The 15,975-nt window shown below is 37.3% G+C and carries 15 protein-coding genes, 1 tRNA gene and 1 pseudogene; 4 read left to right on the forward strand and 13 right to left on the reverse strand.

Annotation, left to right across the window (positions count from 1 at the left end):
* Positions 1 to 94: 94 nt before the first annotated feature.
* The 7 genes from C7K43_RS03950 to C7K43_RS03980 form a co-directional block, all read right to left on the reverse strand.
* Positions 95 to 1,594: a carbon starvation CstA family protein gene (locus tag C7K43_RS03950; RefSeq protein ID WP_124005671.1), complete on the reverse strand. Its 1,500-nt coding sequence runs from the start codon at positions 1,592 to 1,594 to the stop codon at positions 95 to 97.
* A gap of 157 nt (positions 1,595 to 1,751) precedes the next feature.
* Complete coding sequence (locus C7K43_RS03955) at positions 1,752 to 2,477, reverse strand: LytTR family transcriptional regulator DNA-binding domain-containing protein (protein WP_124005672.1); 726 nt, start codon at positions 2,475 to 2,477, stop codon at positions 1,752 to 1,754.
* Positions 2,478 to 4,226 carry a sensor histidine kinase gene (locus C7K43_RS03960; protein WP_124005673.1) on the reverse strand — a complete coding sequence of 583 codons (1,749 nt, stop codon included), beginning with the start codon at positions 4,224 to 4,226 and terminating at the stop codon, positions 2,478 to 2,480.
* Positions 4,227 to 4,517: 291 nt separating this feature from the next.
* Positions 4,518 to 5,210 carry a beta/alpha barrel domain-containing protein gene (locus C7K43_RS03965; protein ID WP_124005674.1) on the reverse strand — a complete coding sequence of 231 codons (693 nt, stop codon included), beginning with the start codon at positions 5,208 to 5,210 and terminating at the stop codon, positions 4,518 to 4,520.
* 15 nt (positions 5,211 to 5,225) lie between these two features.
* A complete protein-coding gene (locus C7K43_RS03970) occupies positions 5,226 to 5,834 on the reverse strand; it encodes a glycoside hydrolase family 73 protein (protein ID WP_124005675.1) in 609 nt (202 codons plus the stop codon).
* 7 nt (positions 5,835 to 5,841) lie between these two features.
* Entirely contained in the window at positions 5,842 to 6,618 is a 777-nt protein-coding gene (locus tag C7K43_RS03975) for a M15 family metallopeptidase (protein ID WP_124005676.1), read from the reverse strand.
* A 20-nt stretch (positions 6,619 to 6,638) separates the two neighbouring features.
* Positions 6,639 to 7,151, reverse strand: coding sequence for a hypothetical protein (locus tag C7K43_RS03980; RefSeq protein ID WP_124005677.1), 513 nt, complete (start codon positions 7,149 to 7,151; stop codon positions 6,639 to 6,641).
* Positions 7,152 to 7,291: 140 nt separating this feature from the next.
* Between C7K43_RS03980 and C7K43_RS03985 the strand changes: the two genes are divergently transcribed.
* Positions 7,292 to 7,591, forward strand: coding sequence for a Gfo/Idh/MocA family protein (locus tag C7K43_RS03985; protein WP_226996731.1), 300 nt, complete (start codon positions 7,292 to 7,294; stop codon positions 7,589 to 7,591).
* Between the two features lie 100 nt (positions 7,592 to 7,691).
* On the opposite strand, the gene C7K43_RS03990 is transcribed toward C7K43_RS03985, so the two are convergent.
* Positions 7,692 to 9,110, reverse strand: coding sequence for an ISLre2 family transposase (locus C7K43_RS03990; protein ID WP_124005678.1), 1,419 nt, complete (start codon positions 9,108 to 9,110; stop codon positions 7,692 to 7,694).
* 100 nt (positions 9,111 to 9,210) lie between these two features.
* On the opposite strand from C7K43_RS03990, the pseudogene C7K43_RS03995 reads away from it, so the two are divergent.
* Together C7K43_RS03995 and C7K43_RS04000 are read left to right on the forward strand one after the other, a co-directional pair.
* A pseudogene (locus tag C7K43_RS03995) lies at positions 9,211 to 9,891 on the forward strand (Gfo/Idh/MocA family protein); the annotation flags it as partial.
* Between the two features lie 143 nt (positions 9,892 to 10,034).
* Positions 10,035 to 10,631 carry an FUSC family protein gene (locus tag C7K43_RS04000; RefSeq protein WP_124005679.1) on the forward strand — a complete coding sequence of 199 codons (597 nt, stop codon included), beginning with the start codon at positions 10,035 to 10,037 and terminating at the stop codon, positions 10,629 to 10,631.
* Between the two features lie 42 nt (positions 10,632 to 10,673).
* Here C7K43_RS04000 and nagA read toward each other — a convergent pair whose 3' ends face one another.
* Positions 10,674 to 11,822, reverse strand: coding sequence for an N-acetylglucosamine-6-phosphate deacetylase (gene nagA, locus C7K43_RS04005; RefSeq protein WP_124005680.1), 1,149 nt, complete (start codon positions 11,820 to 11,822; stop codon positions 10,674 to 10,676).
* 243 nt (positions 11,823 to 12,065) lie between these two features.
* Between nagA and C7K43_RS04010 the strand changes: the two genes are divergently transcribed.
* Positions 12,066 to 12,248, forward strand: coding sequence for a DUF2187 domain-containing protein (locus C7K43_RS04010; protein WP_124005681.1), 183 nt, complete (start codon positions 12,066 to 12,068; stop codon positions 12,246 to 12,248).
* A gap of 57 nt (positions 12,249 to 12,305) precedes the next feature.
* Here the strand turns inward: C7K43_RS04010 and C7K43_RS04015 are convergent, their stop codons facing one another.
* The 4 genes from C7K43_RS04015 to C7K43_RS04030 all read right to left on the reverse strand — a co-directional run bounded on the left by C7K43_RS04015 (position 12,306) and on the right by C7K43_RS04030 (position 15,894).
* A complete protein-coding gene (locus C7K43_RS04015) occupies positions 12,306 to 13,523 on the reverse strand; it encodes a pyridoxal phosphate-dependent aminotransferase (RefSeq protein WP_124005682.1) in 1,218 nt (405 codons plus the stop codon).
* A 298-nt stretch (positions 13,524 to 13,821) separates the two neighbouring features.
* Positions 13,822 to 13,906: transfer RNA gene (locus C7K43_RS04020), tRNA-Leu, on the reverse strand.
* A gap of 70 nt (positions 13,907 to 13,976) precedes the next feature.
* On the reverse strand, positions 13,977 to 14,717 hold the full coding sequence (locus C7K43_RS04025; RefSeq protein ID WP_124005683.1) for a hypothetical protein: 741 nt from the start codon (positions 14,715 to 14,717) through the stop codon (positions 13,977 to 13,979).
* Positions 14,718 to 14,967: 250 nt separating this feature from the next.
* Positions 14,968 to 15,894: an aldo/keto reductase gene (locus C7K43_RS04030; protein ID WP_124005684.1), complete on the reverse strand. Its 927-nt coding sequence runs from the start codon at positions 15,892 to 15,894 to the stop codon at positions 14,968 to 14,970.
* Positions 15,895 to 15,975 lie beyond the last annotated feature (81 nt).

The raw sequence follows: 15,975 nt of genomic DNA on the forward strand, positions 1-15,975 counted from the left end.
ATTTCGACAAAAAGCACCGTCTTTGCTTTTTATCTCTACAAGCAAAAACGGTGTTTTTAATTCTAGGGACTACTCGAATGATTCAATTAGTCTTTTATCTGCCAAGCTCAGAGGCTTCTTCGTTTTTAGCAAGGGTTTGGATTGGCCACTGGTCATTTAATAACTGACTATTCGGTTCAAGAGAAGATTTTTGTTTAAGTCCAGTCATCCAGAATACCCAGAGTATGCCTAGTGACAAAACAGCTCCTAGAATATAAGAAAGTGGTGTGAGCCCCATTTGTAAGCCGATCGGTTCACTGAGGATATAAACTATACAAGCATATAACATGAAACTTCCTGGAACCAACGTCACAAAATAATTTCTTCCTTTTAAAAAGAGATAACGAGTGGATACTAGCAAAGCAATGACGGCAGTTACTTGGTTGGCCCAGTTAAAATAGCGCCATAAAATGTTGAAGTCAATTTGCGTAAGGACAAAAGAAATAAGAAATAGTGGGATCGCAACCAGTAAAATCTTTTTGATTTTATCTTGCTTCATTCCAATGTAATCAGCTAAAATAGTCCGGCAACTTCTGAATGCCGACAAACCTGAAGATATTGGCAACACAATCACACCAACAATTGCCACCATACCAAAAACATTTCCTAGCAACATAATTGAAACTTCATTTACAACAGCAGAAGGCGTACCAGCATTGATCATACCACTTAATGTTTGTCCGTCAAACAATGTCATGGAAGCTGCTGCCCAGATCATGGCGATCACTCCTTCACCCACCATCATACCGTAAAAAGTAAAACGTCCTTCTCGTTCATTCTCAGTGGTTCGTGAAACCATAGGTGCCTGTGTCGCATGAAATCCAGACAAAGCGCCACATGAAATCGTAAAGAACAGAGCTGGGAAAATAGCTGTTCCTTCTGGGTTAAAATTACGCAATGTTTGTGGAGTCAGATTAGGAATACTGTAACCGCTAAATAATAAGCTTCCACCTATCGCAATAGTACTGATAATCAAAATAGCACCAAAAATAGGGTATACCTTACCCAATGCCTTATCAATCGGCAAAACTGTTGAAATCAAATAATAGATGAATATAAGTACGGTAATGATGCCAACTGTCATCCAACTTGGCGTGATACTTGAAATGAGGTTTGCAGGTGAGGTAACAAAAACCGTTGCTACAAGTAATAAAAGCAGCATTGCGAATATATTCACGATATGTTTGACTGGCTTGCCTAAATACTTACTAGCTAACTCTGGTAAATGTGCACCATTATTCCGTAATGAAATCATCCCTAACATATAATCGTGTACGCCACCAGCAAAAATACATCCCAATACAATCCATAAATAGGCAACCGGACCATAAAGAGCGCCCATAATCGGACCAAAAATAGGGCCTGTTCCTGCAATATTTAATAATTCAATAATTGCATTTTTAGATTTTGACATAGGTACGAAATCATAACCATCTTGTAACGCCTTGGCTGGAGTTACACGGTCAGGTTTGATTTGAAAGTTCTTTTCTATATAAGAACCATAAAATACGTAACCAAGAATTAATAACCCTATTCCACCTAATAATGTTATCATTTGTTTCCCTCCTTGTTTGTTTCATAAGTTAATTATAAATAATGAAAGAGAAAATAAATCGTTTTCATTTTGAAATAGCAAAAAAACAAGCTGACATGCATGCCCGTTTTTCCCAAATGCATCTTAATTGTTTTTCATTACACAAATAAAAATTAAATCATAAGCCTACTTTTTCTTTAAACCTTTTTATATAAGAACGACTTACTGGAACTTTTAATCCGTCTGCAATTGTCAATTGGTAGGTATGATTAAACCAAGGTTGAATTTCTTTAATCGCATCTATTTTAACGATGAAAGAACGATGGACACGCATAAAAGCTTGTTGACCCAATTTTTGTTCCCAATAAGTCAAGGGCACTTGCGTATGGTATACCTTTTCCTTGGTATACACCTTTGTTTCGCCTTTTGAAACCTCCATTGCCAAAATATCAGACATATTTACCATAATAATTCGATCTTGATCCTGGATGGGAACGCTCTTTCTTACTAAAGACTGTGTTTCTTCCTGCAATGCATTATCGTCATTAGAACGAGCCTGGACTCGTCGCACCGCTTCTTGTACTCGTTCTAATTCAAACGGTTTTAGAATATAGTCTCTAGCATTTTTTTCGAAAGCTTCAATCGCGTATTCATCATAGGCTGTGGCAAAAACAAATTCTGGAGGATGAGGCATCTTGGCGATTTTGTCTGCTAAATCTAAACCTGACTCATTTGTCAATTGAATATCTAAAAATGCTAGGTCAATGGACTCAGTAAGTAGAATTTCCAAAGCTTCTTGAATAGTACTGGCTTCAATAATTAAAGAAACTCCTTCACATTGATTCAACAAATATTTTAATTCATTACGAGCTAACGCTTCATCATCTACTATTAAAACATCCATTCAATCACTCTCCTTTTTTATAGGGATGAAACAAGATATACAGGTTCCTTCATTGGTTGAGTCAAAAGAAAGCATTGCTTCTTCTCCAAACAAACTTTCTAGCCGCCGGTTTAAGTTCTCTAAAGCAGAACCTGTTCCTTTATTTGAAGGGACAACTTCTTTCCCTACTCGTTTTGCAATATCCGCAGGCAAACCTACCCCATTATCTTCTACCTGGATAAGTGCTTGGTTTTCTTTTTCTACAATCCGTATCCAAACATGATTATTTTCTTGTCGGGTGTCAAAAGCATGTTTAAAAGCATTTTCAACTAAAATTTGTACTATAAATGGTGGAACAGCGATTGTTTTTAGCTTTTCTTCTACAGAAAAATGAATGGTAAAGCGCCCAGGAAATCGCGCTTGTTCTAAAAGCTGATAAGCTTTTACTTGTTCAAGTTCTTTTTCAAGAGAGATCAGATTTTTACGAGCTCCCTGTAGATTTGAGCGGAAGAACTGGCTTAAGCGGAGCAATAATTTTCTCGCCTGTTCACTATCCACACGTATCAATGCCGAGATAGTATTAATCGCATTAAAAAAGAAATGCGGATTCACTTGTGCTTGCAGCGATTTGATCTCAGCATCTTGGAGGAGCCTGGCATGCACTTCTGCTTCGCCTAGTTCAATTTGACTGGAAAAAATATTTCCCAACCCTTCAGCTAACTGTCGTTCAACAAATGTTAGTTCATCAGCATTAGTAAAATACAACTTCAACGTACCAATGACCCCTTTTGTAGTCTTTAAAGGAATCACAATCGCCGCTTCAAGTGGACAACCTGGCACGTCACAACCAATTTCTTCATGAGAGTGCGCTTCTTTGACTTCTCCGGTATGTAACACATCATGTGACAAATCCGTAATTATTTCATGAGAAGGTCGATGATGATCGCTTCCCGACCCAACATGCGTGAGGATCTGTTCTTTATCAGTGATACTTACAGCAGAAACTTTCATAAATTTCTTAATGATTTCAGCAGCTTTCTTACAAGATTGTTCAGCTAAACCTGCACGGAAATAAGGAAGCGTTGCATTAGCTAGCTTTAAAACATCATGTGTTTGTATCGCTCGTGCTTGCATTTCTTGCTTTTGAGCAGCATGAATAATGGACAAAAAAACTGCTACACCCAAGCTATTAATTAGTGTCATAGGTAGAATAATAAATTGAACTAACTGCCAAGCCTCTGGCAATGAACTGCTAAACAAAAGAATACAAGCCATCTGAATCATTTCCACTACAGCTCCCATTATGCCGCCTTGGATCGGTGAAGGAAAACTTTCTTTTTTTATAAACTTTTGTCCGTATAACCCGGCAACGAGTCCAATCAATAAAGAAGAAAATACATAGACCTGCGGATCAATACCTCCTTGGCTGAAACGAATAATCCCTGAAATTACGCCAACCGAAATGCCGACAATAGGTCCACCAACTAATCCAGATATTCCAATAGTCAGCGTACGAGTATTTGCCAGCGAAGCCTCATCAGAAAGCGCTGTTAATGAAGCGTTTGAAATAATCTGCCCTGGTAAAATTTCAACACCGTTAAAATTGGAAATGGTCGCAAACAAAGCGAAAATCAGAACCAATAGCCCTTGTGTTGACCACTTTCTACGATAAGCCAATCTTTGTTTAAAGACTGAGATGTTCAACAGCAAATAAGCAATTAAAATAATGAGCCCTACACGTTCGAGCAATAAAATAAATAATGAAACCATTTTTCTCTCCTTTTTACTCTTTCAACTATCTTTAATTATAGTGCTTCAGGATAGTCACGTCCATGTTAGTTTAGGCTTTTAGCCTAATTTATTGATTAAAATTGAAAACCGAGCAAATGTTTCACTACAAACTTGTAAACAATCTATTTTTTATTTATAACATTTGTCAAAAAATAATTTCTAGCAGACTTTTTCGCCTAATAAAAATAGCTCGCCAACCTCTAAAATACTAAAAAACACCTTTTTGTATAAAACAAAAAAGTGTTTATCAACTGTTTATTAACTACAATATCAATGCAACTCTTTATATTTATCAAGCTCTTGTTGCCGATAAAGGTCCATTTTTTTACTAAACAGCTCGCCATTAGAAGGCGGCGTATAAGTAATCGCATTGGCACCAGCTTGTATTGTTGCACGAATACTCTTATCAGTGGGACCGCCAGTAGCAATAATAGGTAGTTCTGGGTACATTTTACGAAAATAAGCCACAACTTCAGGTGTTTCTTCACCTGCGCTAATATTGATGATTTTCACACCGTACTCCAATTTTTCTTCAATTAACGAATAGGCACTTGTGACCGTGCTAATAACTGGAATATCAACTACTTTACCTACTTCCCGGACTGTCTCAACAGGTGTTGGTCCATTTAAAACTACGCCAATTGAACCTTGTGCCTCAGCAAAAAGGCTCATATAAATCGCTCTAGAACCTTGCGTCAAGCCCCCACCTACCCCGGAAAAAACTGGGATATCAGCTGCTTCAATAATGCTTTTGGTAATCGCCGGATGCGGTGTAAATGGATAAACCGCAATAACGGCATTAGCGTTGGTATTGCGAATGATCGCAATATCTGTAGTATAAATGATTGAGCGGATTTTTTTACCGAAAATGATAATACCACTTGCTTCTTGGATCGCTTCAGGTACTTTGACGATATCTTTTCTTAATTCGGTAGTGATATTTGGTATAAATTGATCACTCATTTTAAATCAGCTCCTCTAATCATATTGATCTAACTGATAATTTTCAATAACCTCTTTTACTTTATCTGCATAGCCAGGGTCAGTTGCATAACCTGCTTCTTGTAATGCTTCTGCAGCTTGTTCATAATTTTGTGCGGTTAACACCTCTTCATATTTTTGCGGATTCCAATCAACGCCATTTACAAATAGCATCGTATGGTCATCCATAGATTCTTCCCAAGAGTTATAGACACGGAAATCACCTTTAATTGTTATCCACTGTTCGTTTACGTATTCTTTGGTTTCAAGGTTTACTTTATCTTGATCACCATAAGCCTTGATACCAAACAAGTTATTGTATTCATGCGCTAATTGGCTAGTCCCCCAATTGGATTCAAGGATGGCTTGACCAATAATCACACTAGGAAGTATTCCATAACCTTCTTGTAATTCTTCCGCATGCGGAAGTAGGCGGTCAATAAATTCTTGTTTAGTCATATTTTCATCTTCCTGGCGTGCAAGCGGGCTATTGTTGCCTACAGGATCAGTTAAACTCATCAAAGAAAAGACAAATCCTACTAAAATCAAGAGAAAGCCGACAATGATTGCGGGCATCTTCAGTTGTTTTTTCTTTTTTCTTGCCATATACATCCTACTTTTCATTTAATTGATCGAGGAATTCTTCCAACGTTAACTCGTGTTTTTCCATATATTTGGCATTTTCTTTTCCAACATAGCGAAAATGCCAAGGTTCATAATTAATCTTAGTATTTTCTTCTTTACCTTTTGGATAGCGTAGAATAAAACCATAATCACTTGCGTGTTCAGCTAACCATTTTGCGCTATCTTCCTTACCAAAATCTGCTTCTAAAATATTTTGTGGGTTAGATTGTTGCCAATTCTCATCTACAATATCCAAAGCTAAACCTGTGTGGTGTTCGCTATGCCCTGGTTCAGTCGATGTTTCTTTTGTTTTCTTCTTTGCTTGTTTTTCATCCATTCCTTGGTTTTCATATTGGGCAACGCGTCCGTCAAAAACTTGCTCTTGGTAATTTACCGAACGGTAGGCAGAAATGATTACTAAAGGATACCCAGCTTTTTGAGCGGCTTCACTGAGCTGTTCATAAGGTTCTACCACGCGCTTATCTAATTGCATATTTGTATTTGGGATATATGAAAGTTGTTCACTAGAGATCTCTTTTTCCAAAGGATTATCCGGGCCAACCAGAACCAGCGACCAATCCTTAGATGAGACATCGGGTAGCTCGTCCTGTGCTTTTGGTTTTTCTTCAGAATCTGTTGCTGTTTTTTCAGCAACCACTTCTTGCTTATCGGGGTCTTCCACTTTTTTGGTTACAAATCGATTAATACTAACAATCAAGCCGATTCCAACAATACCTAACAAAATAATTTTTAAATGGCGCTTCAAAAGAATCAGTCACCTCCTTGTCATGAATTATACGTTTCTTCCAATTTATCATTGACCCAGTCTAACAAAGCAACTTGTTCATTATCAATTTGTTGTTGAATATAAGCAGGCAAACGGAAATTCAAAATATCATCAAAGCCCCACTCTCCATAATCAATAGAAACTCGCATATCTAAGTATTGGCCTGCATCATTTTCCTCTTTTTTATCGAGAATTTCTACCGTCGCAAGACCGATATTTAACCACTGTCTAGCAATTTTAGTCTTCATGCGTCGAAACTCAGCTACCGCAATTGTTCGTTTTTCTGGATATATAATCGTTTGACGCAACACCTTTTGCAACAACGTCCATTCATAATCGCTAAAAAGATTTTTTATCTTTTGCATTTCTTCTGGCGATAAGTTACTAAAGCCCTTCTTCCAGTTTTCCCAGCTTTGAGGCGAAACCCCTAAACGATCTCGATAAAACGCCGCTTCAGAACCAAAGTTTTCAATAATTGTACTAATAATTAAATCAATATATACATCATTCATTGTGCATTCCTCCAATTCCTATTTTACTGAAAACATTGCATAAATAAAAACTTTTGGTACCAACCTTTAGTCATTTTTATGTTCTATCTGTTATACTAGATAGAGATAAAAAATCATTGCTAATTAAGGAGAGAGATAACATGCGAAATTACCAATGGGGAATCATAGGAACCGGTGACATCGCCCACCAATTTGTCAGCCAATTCAAAAATAACCAAAGCAGCATTTCAGGCGTTGCTGCCAGAAATTTTGAAAAAACAAAAGCCTTCGCACAAGAGTACTCCATCCCGTCTGCTTATGAAACCGTTGAAGAGTTGCTAGACAACCCGGAAATCGACATGGTTTACGTTGCAGTTCCTAATAATATTCATCATTACTATATCACAAAATCCTTACAAAAAGGAAAGCACGTTTTGTGTGGTATGTGTCAAATTTTTTGAGGTCGAATAAAAAATGACCTTTGGGACAGACACTTTTGTATTTTTTTACCTCACGTTCGTTCGGTTAGACCTCATGATATCTAACAAAAACAAGTTTTTATTAGATATAATTCGGTGTCGTTATTAATTGCTCCAACCCTTTGGCGAATTGGCCTAAGGGCGCACTTTTGGCTTTTCCTTCGCCGATTTGCCCCTTCAAGGCCCCTTCATGCGTTTGAAAGTTAGGCTTTTTCTGTACCCAACGTTTCATGGCTTTCCAACGCTTTTCCTGGGCGACCACGTCGTTAGGAAGAGCTTCATATTGGTTCAACCAACCATCAAATTCTTGGTTTCTTAAACTATCAATGACACGAATCATGGCCTGCGCGCCCGTTTTTGTCCACAACCGTCCTTGGCGCTTCATCCGGTAGGTCATCTTCCGATGGGTGCTTTCGATTGTGCCAATACAAGCTTTGGAATCCATGATCCCTCGGGCTTTCCGAGGTTTTAAATACGGCCAATTTCTTTGAAGATAATGATGGAGTAAGCGTAATTGTTCCAAGGTTTCAGCTTCCTTTTCTTCGATCAAACTTTCCGAGGTATCTAAGACAAGCTGGACCTCTGGCCAATGATAATGTTGAATCGCCTGGATCATCCGATTTTGAAGTTGTGGGACAAAAGACAGGCGTTCTTTGATTTTCCGATGGACATGATACCGATCACGAAAGTGTTCATGACGTAAACAGCCTAAGGAAAGTTCATCAAACACGGCTTTTTCATAGCCTGAACCCCCATCACTATTGGAAACGACAACGGTATTTGTTAGATCATAATGCGCTTGAATATAGTTCATTATTTCTTTTTGCGCTTGTTGTCGGTTAAGATGACTGACAAAGTGCGGGGCGATCATTTCCGTGCGATTCCCGACTTTCTGGCTCCCTTCACATACTTGAAAACGATGGATTTCTAGCGACTGCTTCTTCTGACCGCCAATCTTCACTCCGTCGCCTTCTAAATATAAATAGGGCACTTTTTTCTTAGAAATGATCCCGTCGTAGCGACTTTCATGAGTACTTCGCGTCTGAATCAGTTCCCCGGTTTTGACCACCAGTTGTTGCACATTTTGGTGGCTCATACGCCAAGAAGTCAAACAATCAATCGCTTGGGAAACGTGACGATAGACCATGATGGACCCCAATTGAGAAACGTTGCGTAGCACAAGAGAACTATAACGGAAGCTCTTTCGAATCCCTAGAAATTCATCCAAAGGATAACGAATTTCATTGGCTTGATTTTTCATTCGGCGGCGAACATAGGTCACGGTGCCAAATAAAAAAGTCACCGTTCGTTCACTTTTACGATCCACTTGAAAGCCTTCCTTCTTGCATTGGGTCGAAACTTCTTCATCGAGAATTTGAAAAGCAAGTTGTGTTATCGTCGCTAGGAGTTGGGCAAAAAAGACCATCATGGCTTTTTCCCTTGCTAAAAAATTCGTTTCCTTCTTCATTACTTCAACTAAATCTGTTACAATAGATTCCATAAGAAACCGCCTTTATTCATTAGTGCCTGTAAGCCCAATGAATAGAGTAACGGTTTCTTTTTTATTCGTCTAGGGATAACCTCAATAAATTTTACACTTAGTTTTGTGTGAAAAAGCAATCACGATGACTAGTGCTGAGTTACAAGAAGAAATCGCCTTAGCTAAAGAAAATAATTTAGTCTTACAAGAAGCAATGACCATTTTCAATATGCCATTATATCAAAAATTAAAAGAAATCGCAGAGTCCGGTGAACTTGGCCAATTAAAAATGATTCAAGCGCCTTTTGGTAGTTATAAAGAACCTGATCCTACCAATCGTTTCTTTAACCCAGACTTAGCTGGAGGCGCATTATTAGATATTGGTACCTATGCTGTCTCATTTGCACGCTTTTTCTTAACTTCTACGCCCACTGTTTTATTCAGCGAAATGATTCCTTTTGAAACAGGTGTCGACGAAGAGTCTATTACCATTTTGAAAAATGACCGTAATGAATTAGCTTCTGTCAACCTTTCATTCCAAGCAAAAATGCCCAAAAAAGGCATCGTTGCTTACGAAAAGGGCTATATCACAATAAACGAATATCCCCGTGCAGATCAAGCTGAAATTACCTATCGAACAGGCGAAACGCAAGTAATAGAAGCTGGCGACACTAAAGACGCGCTTAATTATGAAATACAAAATATGATCGCTACAATTGAAGGAAACGAAAATACGACGCTTCCTCTAACAACGGACGTGATTCAAATTTTGGATGAAATGCGTGGTTTTTGGGATGCCTAATAACACCGAGCTCCAAGAAAATTCTTGGAGCTTCTCGTTTTTTGTCATTTTTTATTCACTATTACCTTTTAAAACCTTTTATTTGCCTAAGACTAGAAAAAATACACAAAATTGGGTACAATATTTCTGTAAGGAGGAGTACCATGCATGTCGGTCGGTTTAGGCTTGGAATGAGAACATTCAAAACGGCTTTATCCGTTGTGTTATGTGTTTTGCTTTTTCACGTACTTGGTCGAGATAATCCGTTGATTGCAACAATCACAGCTGTTGTTTCTTTGCGTCAAGATATGACATCAACTGTTAGCATAGGAAAAGAACGTATTTTAGGCAATACAGTGGGCAGTATTGCTGCTATGATTTATCTTTTGGTGCAACATTTTTTACCACAAACATTGTTTTTACAATTAATCCTGTTGCCGGTATTAGTCGCTTTAGTAATTATTTTCCTAGACGGAATTGACAACAATTCCGGCATCATTACCGGCATTGCTACTTTTATTTTAATCACTTTAAGTACTCCTCAAGGTGAATCAGTTATTGTAGCCCTCGATCGAATTGTCGATACCTTTATTGGGGTTGGCGTTGCCATCTTTTTAAATACTATTCTACGACCCCCTGAGATTGAAAAAGAAAAAGAAATCGAAAGCGACTTAACTGAACTAAAAGGCAAAGAGCAGGATTTGCAAGAGACATTAGCGAAAGTTCATGAGAAAATTAAAGATAAAAAAGATGAGAAGTGAACGGATTAATAACGTTCACTTTTCATCTTTTTTATCTAATGGCTAAGCATGGTATCTTTCCTGACCATCTAAATACGTGGCAGCTAATGTCATATCTGGATTCAAAACAATAAAATCAGCTGCACGATCCTTTCTGATCTTTCCGCACGTATCATCAATATTAGAACTAACTGCTGGAACTAAGCTGCCCATCATAACGGCTTGCTCTGGAGTAGCAATGTTCCAATCAACTACATTTTTAACGCCTTCTTTTAGCTGTAAAATACTTCCAGCTAAATTGCCTTCTTGCATTCTAGCCGTACCATCTTTAACTACCACTGGAAATTCACCTAAAACATAATCACCATCCGGCATACCACCTGCCATCATACAGTCCGTAATTAAAGCAACATGGTCATGACCCACTTTTTGCACCGCAAGATCTGCCGCTTTAGGATGAACATGATAACCATCACAGATCAATTCAGCATACACATCATGCAATGTTAACAAAGCGCCCACCATACCAGGTTCGCGATGATTCAAGCCACTCATCCCGTTGTAAGCATGAACGAATACACTACCACCTGCTTCGACTGCCGCTGAAGCTTGTTGGAAAGTAGCATCGCTATGTCCCAAAGATACGACAACGCCTTCATCACTGACTTGTTTAACAAACGCTTCTACGCCTGTTCTTTCTGGGGCCAATGCAATTTTTTTGATAATACCTCCAGAAGCTTCTTGCCACTCATGAAATGTATCAATATCCGGATCACTAAAGTAAGAAGGATTTTGCGCTCCTTTATGTTCTTCCGTAAAGAAGGGACCTTCAAAATAAATGCCTTGAATCTTAGCGCCTGTCACCTTATCTTTTACTTCACCTAACATCTGCGCTACATCTTTTAAATGTTCTTTACTTGACGTCAAAGTTGTCGGTAAGAAAGAAGTTACACCGCAAGAAAGTAACCCTTCTGACATTTCATTGATACCTTGCGCATCATTATCCATGACATCATGATTTTTGAACCCATGAATATGCGTATCTACTAACCCCGGCGCAATCCATTTTCCACTTTGATCAATAACGGTAACTTCTTCATCTGGAAGGGACTGATAATAATGACCAAATTTCCCGTCAATAATTTCTAAATAACCTTTGTTTTCAACATGAGACTCTAAGAAAAATTTATCTGCAGCCACAAATTTTCGCATTTTGTTCTCTCCTTGTCTTTACTTTTTTCTACACTTAACCTACTCTAATTTAATAGGAAAGTCAAGAAAGGTCTACACCGCTTTTTTACATATAAAATAACTCTTGCATCACATAAAAAATAATAGTATAGTCAGGCAAAAGGGCTAAGAAGGATTTGCCTACCCGTCCTTTTAAAATCAAGTATAAAAGTATCCGTGCTATATTTTTGCTTGACTTAACTCAATTAGATAGGAGCCGACATCATGGAAGAAAACACTACGGTAACATTTAAGTGGGAAAATACCACGCTATCTGGTCGCATCGAAAAGGAATATGAAAATTCATTTTTGGTCGAAATTGATAATCCAACTAAAGAGATCGCAGACAGTTATAACGGTCGAATGGTTGTTAGTAAAAAAGATTGTAAAGTAGAAGAAAAAAATTAAATTTTAAAACACTGTGCCTTTACATATTTCAAGATATGTAAAGGCACAGTGTTTTATTTATTTTTGTCTATAATTTGCTAAAAATCCGCTCATTTTATCCATCGTTAATTTTAAATCATCTAGATTTGGTAAATAAACAATCCGAAAATGATCTGGTTGTTGCCAATTAAAACCACCGCCATGGACTAATAAAACGTGGTATTCATGTAGAAAGTCCAAGACAAATTGTTCATCATTGACAATATTGAAACGCTTCGTATCAATTTTTGGAAAAATATAAAAAGCCGCTTTAGGTTTAACTGCTGAGAGTCCTTCAATATTATTGATAGCGTTGTAAATATACTCACGTTGTTCATAGATACGTCCACCTGGTAACAATAATTCATCAACACTTTGATAACCACCCAGTACTGTTTGAATAACTTGCTGTGACAAGACATTGGAACATAAACGCATAGATGAAAGCATATTCAAACCTTCAATATAGTCTTTAATATGAGATTTATCTCCGCTTATCACCATCCAGCCCACACGAAAACCAGCTATACGATGTGATTTAGACAATCCACTGAACGTCACTACTGGACGATCCGGCGCTAATGTCGCAATCGGAATATGAGTATATTCATCCATTATCAAGCGATCATAAATTTCATCAGAAAAGATAATCAAGTCAAATTCTCTGGCAATCTTAACGACGCCTTCCAAAATTTCTTTAGGATAAACTGCTCCAGTTGGATTATTAGGGTTAATCAAAACAATTGCTTTCGTTTTGCTAGTTATCTTAGAACGAATATCGTCCAAATCAGGATTCCATTCACTGGCTTCATCACAAATATAATGAACTGGCTTGCCTCCTGCTAATGACACAGAGGCCGTCCATAACGGATAGTCTGGCATAGGAATAAGTACTTCATCCCCATTATTACAAAGACCTTGCATCGACATCGTAATCAATTCACTGACGCCATTTCCAGTATAAATATCGTTAATTGAAACCTCAGGAAAATCACGCAATTGACAATACTGTTCAATTGCTTTCCTAGCTGAAAAGACCCCCTTTGAATCAGAATAGCCTTCTGATTCCCGCACGTTCATAATTAAATCACGAACCACTTCATTTGGGGCTTCAAACCCAAATGTTGCAGGATTACCAGTATTCAATTTTAAAATACTGACTCCTTCTTCTTGCATGCGATCTGCTTCTGCTACGACTGGGCCGCGAACATCATAACTGACCCCTTCAAGTTTGCCGGATTTTTCAAAATCTCTCATAAGCTTTCCTCTTTCCGAAAATCTTTCGTTGATAACAAAAGATAGAATAAGACTTCAAGTTTTTATTATAGCAAAATTTTTTTTAAAAACGTAGTATGATAACTTAATTTTAAATGATTTGTATCTTTTAAGCGTTGAATTAGAGTGAAAAACTTTAAAAAATCGAAGTTTGAGTTCGCCCAGTATTCCTCAACTTTTAAATCTCTTGAGTTTTTCACTGCTCAGATTTTACTACTATTTTTTAATTGTAAAAAAGCAGGTAGGAAAAATTTTCCTCGCCTGCTCTATCTAATCTTTATGCGGATGGTGGGAGTCGAACCCACACGAGCAATGTGCTCACAAGATCCTTAATCTTGCTTGTCTACCAATTCCAACACATCCGCAAACTGACAAAGACTATTATATCAATGTTTGTAGCTTTGTCAATAAGAATTGGGAAACATACTTTATAAATTAATCCTCTTCCCGAAAATATCCATTTTCCTCTAAATCATTAGTATCTTCTTCAATCATTCCTTTAAGTGAACGATTTAGTATTCCTTGTTTTCTTTTTTTTGTTCTTTCTTGATTGCCTTCAGATAAATCTTCTCGATCAAACTTATGTATGCGCAATCCATTATCTTTTTCTTCTTGTGATGAAGCGAAATCTGTATCGAACATCAGGTAATCATCAGAAGGTTTTTTTAAGGAACGCAAAAGTTCTCTTTCTGAATTTTTCTTTTCTTTTTCATCAGCGTTCATAGATGCTGGCACATATTTAGGCGCGAAATAAGAGCGTCTGGCTTTATCCCCTTTTAATGGTTCTGCAGGACGTTTTACTTTAGCCGCTGTATATTTACGCGTATCGCTCAAAGAAAGGTTTTTCCCTCCAGTATCTCGATCAGTAGAATAATCTGGCAGATGCTTTCTATGTTCTTTTAATTCGTTCTGTTCTGGGATAGTTAGCCCTGTTTTTTCTTGGCTAACTTTTTTAGAACGCCGTAAACCACGTTTTTTCTTATTTTCTTTCAATACTCTCTTGGTTAAAGGCGCATCGTTTTCCTCTGTTAAGATCCAATTTTCATCGTTTGAATATGGTGGATGCTTTTTTTCAGTTTGCAATTTGACACCTGTTTCATCAGAGAAAACAGGGAAACGAACGTTTCTTCTTTTTATTTGGTCAATACCTTCCATGATAGTCATTCCCTTATTCATATTTTCTTAATCATACCACAAAAAAAGTTCGCATAACAGAATGCTAGTCTCCTTGTTTAATATAAATATCAGTGAAGAACAATTTTCACGCTTCCACTGTTTTTAAGCACAATAGAAAATTAAAAACGATGCGCTAAAAAGAAAATAAGCCCGTAAGAATGGCAAACTAACGAGGTTAATTATAAATTTTGCCCTTATTCGTAAAAAAGTCTTACAAAGTAAAAAAATAACTTTGTAAGACAACTTTCAATTAAGAAAAAATTCGGTCAATGAGCTGTGCTTCATCCTTTGTTAGGGAGACATCAAGAGTTTTCAAATTGCTGTCGACTTGCTCTTTCCGTTTAGCGCCTGGAATAATAGCATCGATAACATCAATTTGTAAATAAAATGCCAATACGATATTTGCAACAGTTGTATCTTTTGCTGCTGCGATTTTTTTCAATTGATCAACTTTTTTAACGTTTTCTTGAAACTTATCGCCTTGGAAATCTTCTTGACCTCCGCGTAAATCTCCTTCAGGAAATGTTTCATTCCCCTTATATTTACCAGTTAAAAGGCCAGATTGAAATGGAAAATAGGGTACAAATGAAATGTGGTTTTCCCGTAAATAAGGGAATAGCTCTTTTTCAGACTCACGGTGTAATAAGTTATAATACCCTTCAAATACATCAACATCGCCGTTTTTATTGGCTTCTTTTAATTGTTCCAATGAGAAATTGGAAACCCCAATTGAATGGATTAATCCTTCCTCTTTCAATTCTTTTAAAGCTTGTACAGCTTCATCTTTAGGCGTATTGTCATCAGGAAAATGAATATAAAATAAGTCGATATAATCGGTCTGTAGTCTTTTAAGCGATTCACGAACTGTTTTCTTCAAAAATTCAGGAGAATTATCAATTTCATCGCCATTTTGTGCACCTTTAGTGGCAATAACTAATTGCTCACGATTTCCTAGTTCTTTTACTACTTCTCCGATCAATTCTTCTGAACGACCTAGGCCATAAACATAAGCTGTGTCTAAAAAGTTAACCCCTGAATCGATGACATATTTCAATAGTTGTTTATTTTCTTCTTCATCCAAGTTAGGATATAAATTATGGCCCCCAATGGCATTGGCGCCAAAACCAATTGGATTGATATTTAATCCAGAAGTTCCTAATTCTACTTTTGCTGTCATCTTTTATTCCTCCAATCTATTTTATAATTATATTAAATCACGTTTTTGCTTTTATGCAAAGATTTGATTCGACAATTATAA

Origin of the sequence: Tetragenococcus koreensis (assembly GCF_003795145.1) — a bacterium.
GTDB classification, from domain to species: domain Bacteria; phylum Bacillota; class Bacilli; order Lactobacillales; family Enterococcaceae; genus Tetragenococcus; species Tetragenococcus koreensis.

Excerpts from the sequence above, each read along its gene's own strand:
- C7K43_RS03950 (WP_124005671.1), bottom strand. The coding sequence starts at position 1,594 with ATGATAACATTATTAGGTGGAATAGGGTTATTAATTCTTGGTTACGTA.
- C7K43_RS03955 (WP_124005672.1), bottom strand. The coding sequence starts at position 2,477 with ATGGATGTTTTAATAGTAGATGATGAAGCGTTAGCTCGTAATGAATTA.
- C7K43_RS03960 (WP_124005673.1), bottom strand. The coding sequence starts at position 4,226 with ATGGTTTCATTATTTATTTTATTGCTCGAACGTGTAGGGCTCATTATT.
- C7K43_RS03965 (WP_124005674.1), bottom strand. The coding sequence starts at position 5,210 with ATGAGTGATCAATTTATACCAAATATCACTACCGAATTAAGAAAAGAT.
- C7K43_RS03970 (WP_124005675.1), bottom strand. The coding sequence starts at position 5,834 with ATGGCAAGAAAAAAGAAAAAACAACTGAAGATGCCCGCAATCATTGTC.
- C7K43_RS03980 (WP_124005677.1), bottom strand. The coding sequence starts at position 7,151 with ATGAATGATGTATATATTGATTTAATTATTAGTACAATTATTGAAAAC.
- C7K43_RS03985 (WP_226996731.1), top strand. The coding sequence starts at position 7,292 with ATGCGAAATTACCAATGGGGAATCATAGGAACCGGTGACATCGCCCAC.
- C7K43_RS03990 (WP_124005678.1), bottom strand. The coding sequence starts at position 9,110 with ATGGAATCTATTGTAACAGATTTAGTTGAAGTAATGAAGAAGGAAACG.
- C7K43_RS04000 (WP_124005679.1), top strand. The coding sequence starts at position 10,035 with ATGCATGTCGGTCGGTTTAGGCTTGGAATGAGAACATTCAAAACGGCT.
- nagA (WP_124005680.1), bottom strand. The coding sequence starts at position 11,822 with ATGCGAAAATTTGTGGCTGCAGATAAATTTTTCTTAGAGTCTCATGTT.
- C7K43_RS04010 (WP_124005681.1), top strand. The coding sequence starts at position 12,066 with ATGGAAGAAAACACTACGGTAACATTTAAGTGGGAAAATACCACGCTA.
- C7K43_RS04015 (WP_124005682.1), bottom strand. The coding sequence starts at position 13,523 with ATGAGAGATTTTGAAAAATCCGGCAAACTTGAAGGGGTCAGTTATGAT.
- C7K43_RS04025 (WP_124005683.1), bottom strand. The coding sequence starts at position 14,717 with ATGAATAAGGGAATGACTATCATGGAAGGTATTGACCAAATAAAAAGA.
- C7K43_RS04030 (WP_124005684.1), bottom strand. The coding sequence starts at position 15,894 with ATGACAGCAAAAGTAGAATTAGGAACTTCTGGATTAAATATCAATCCA.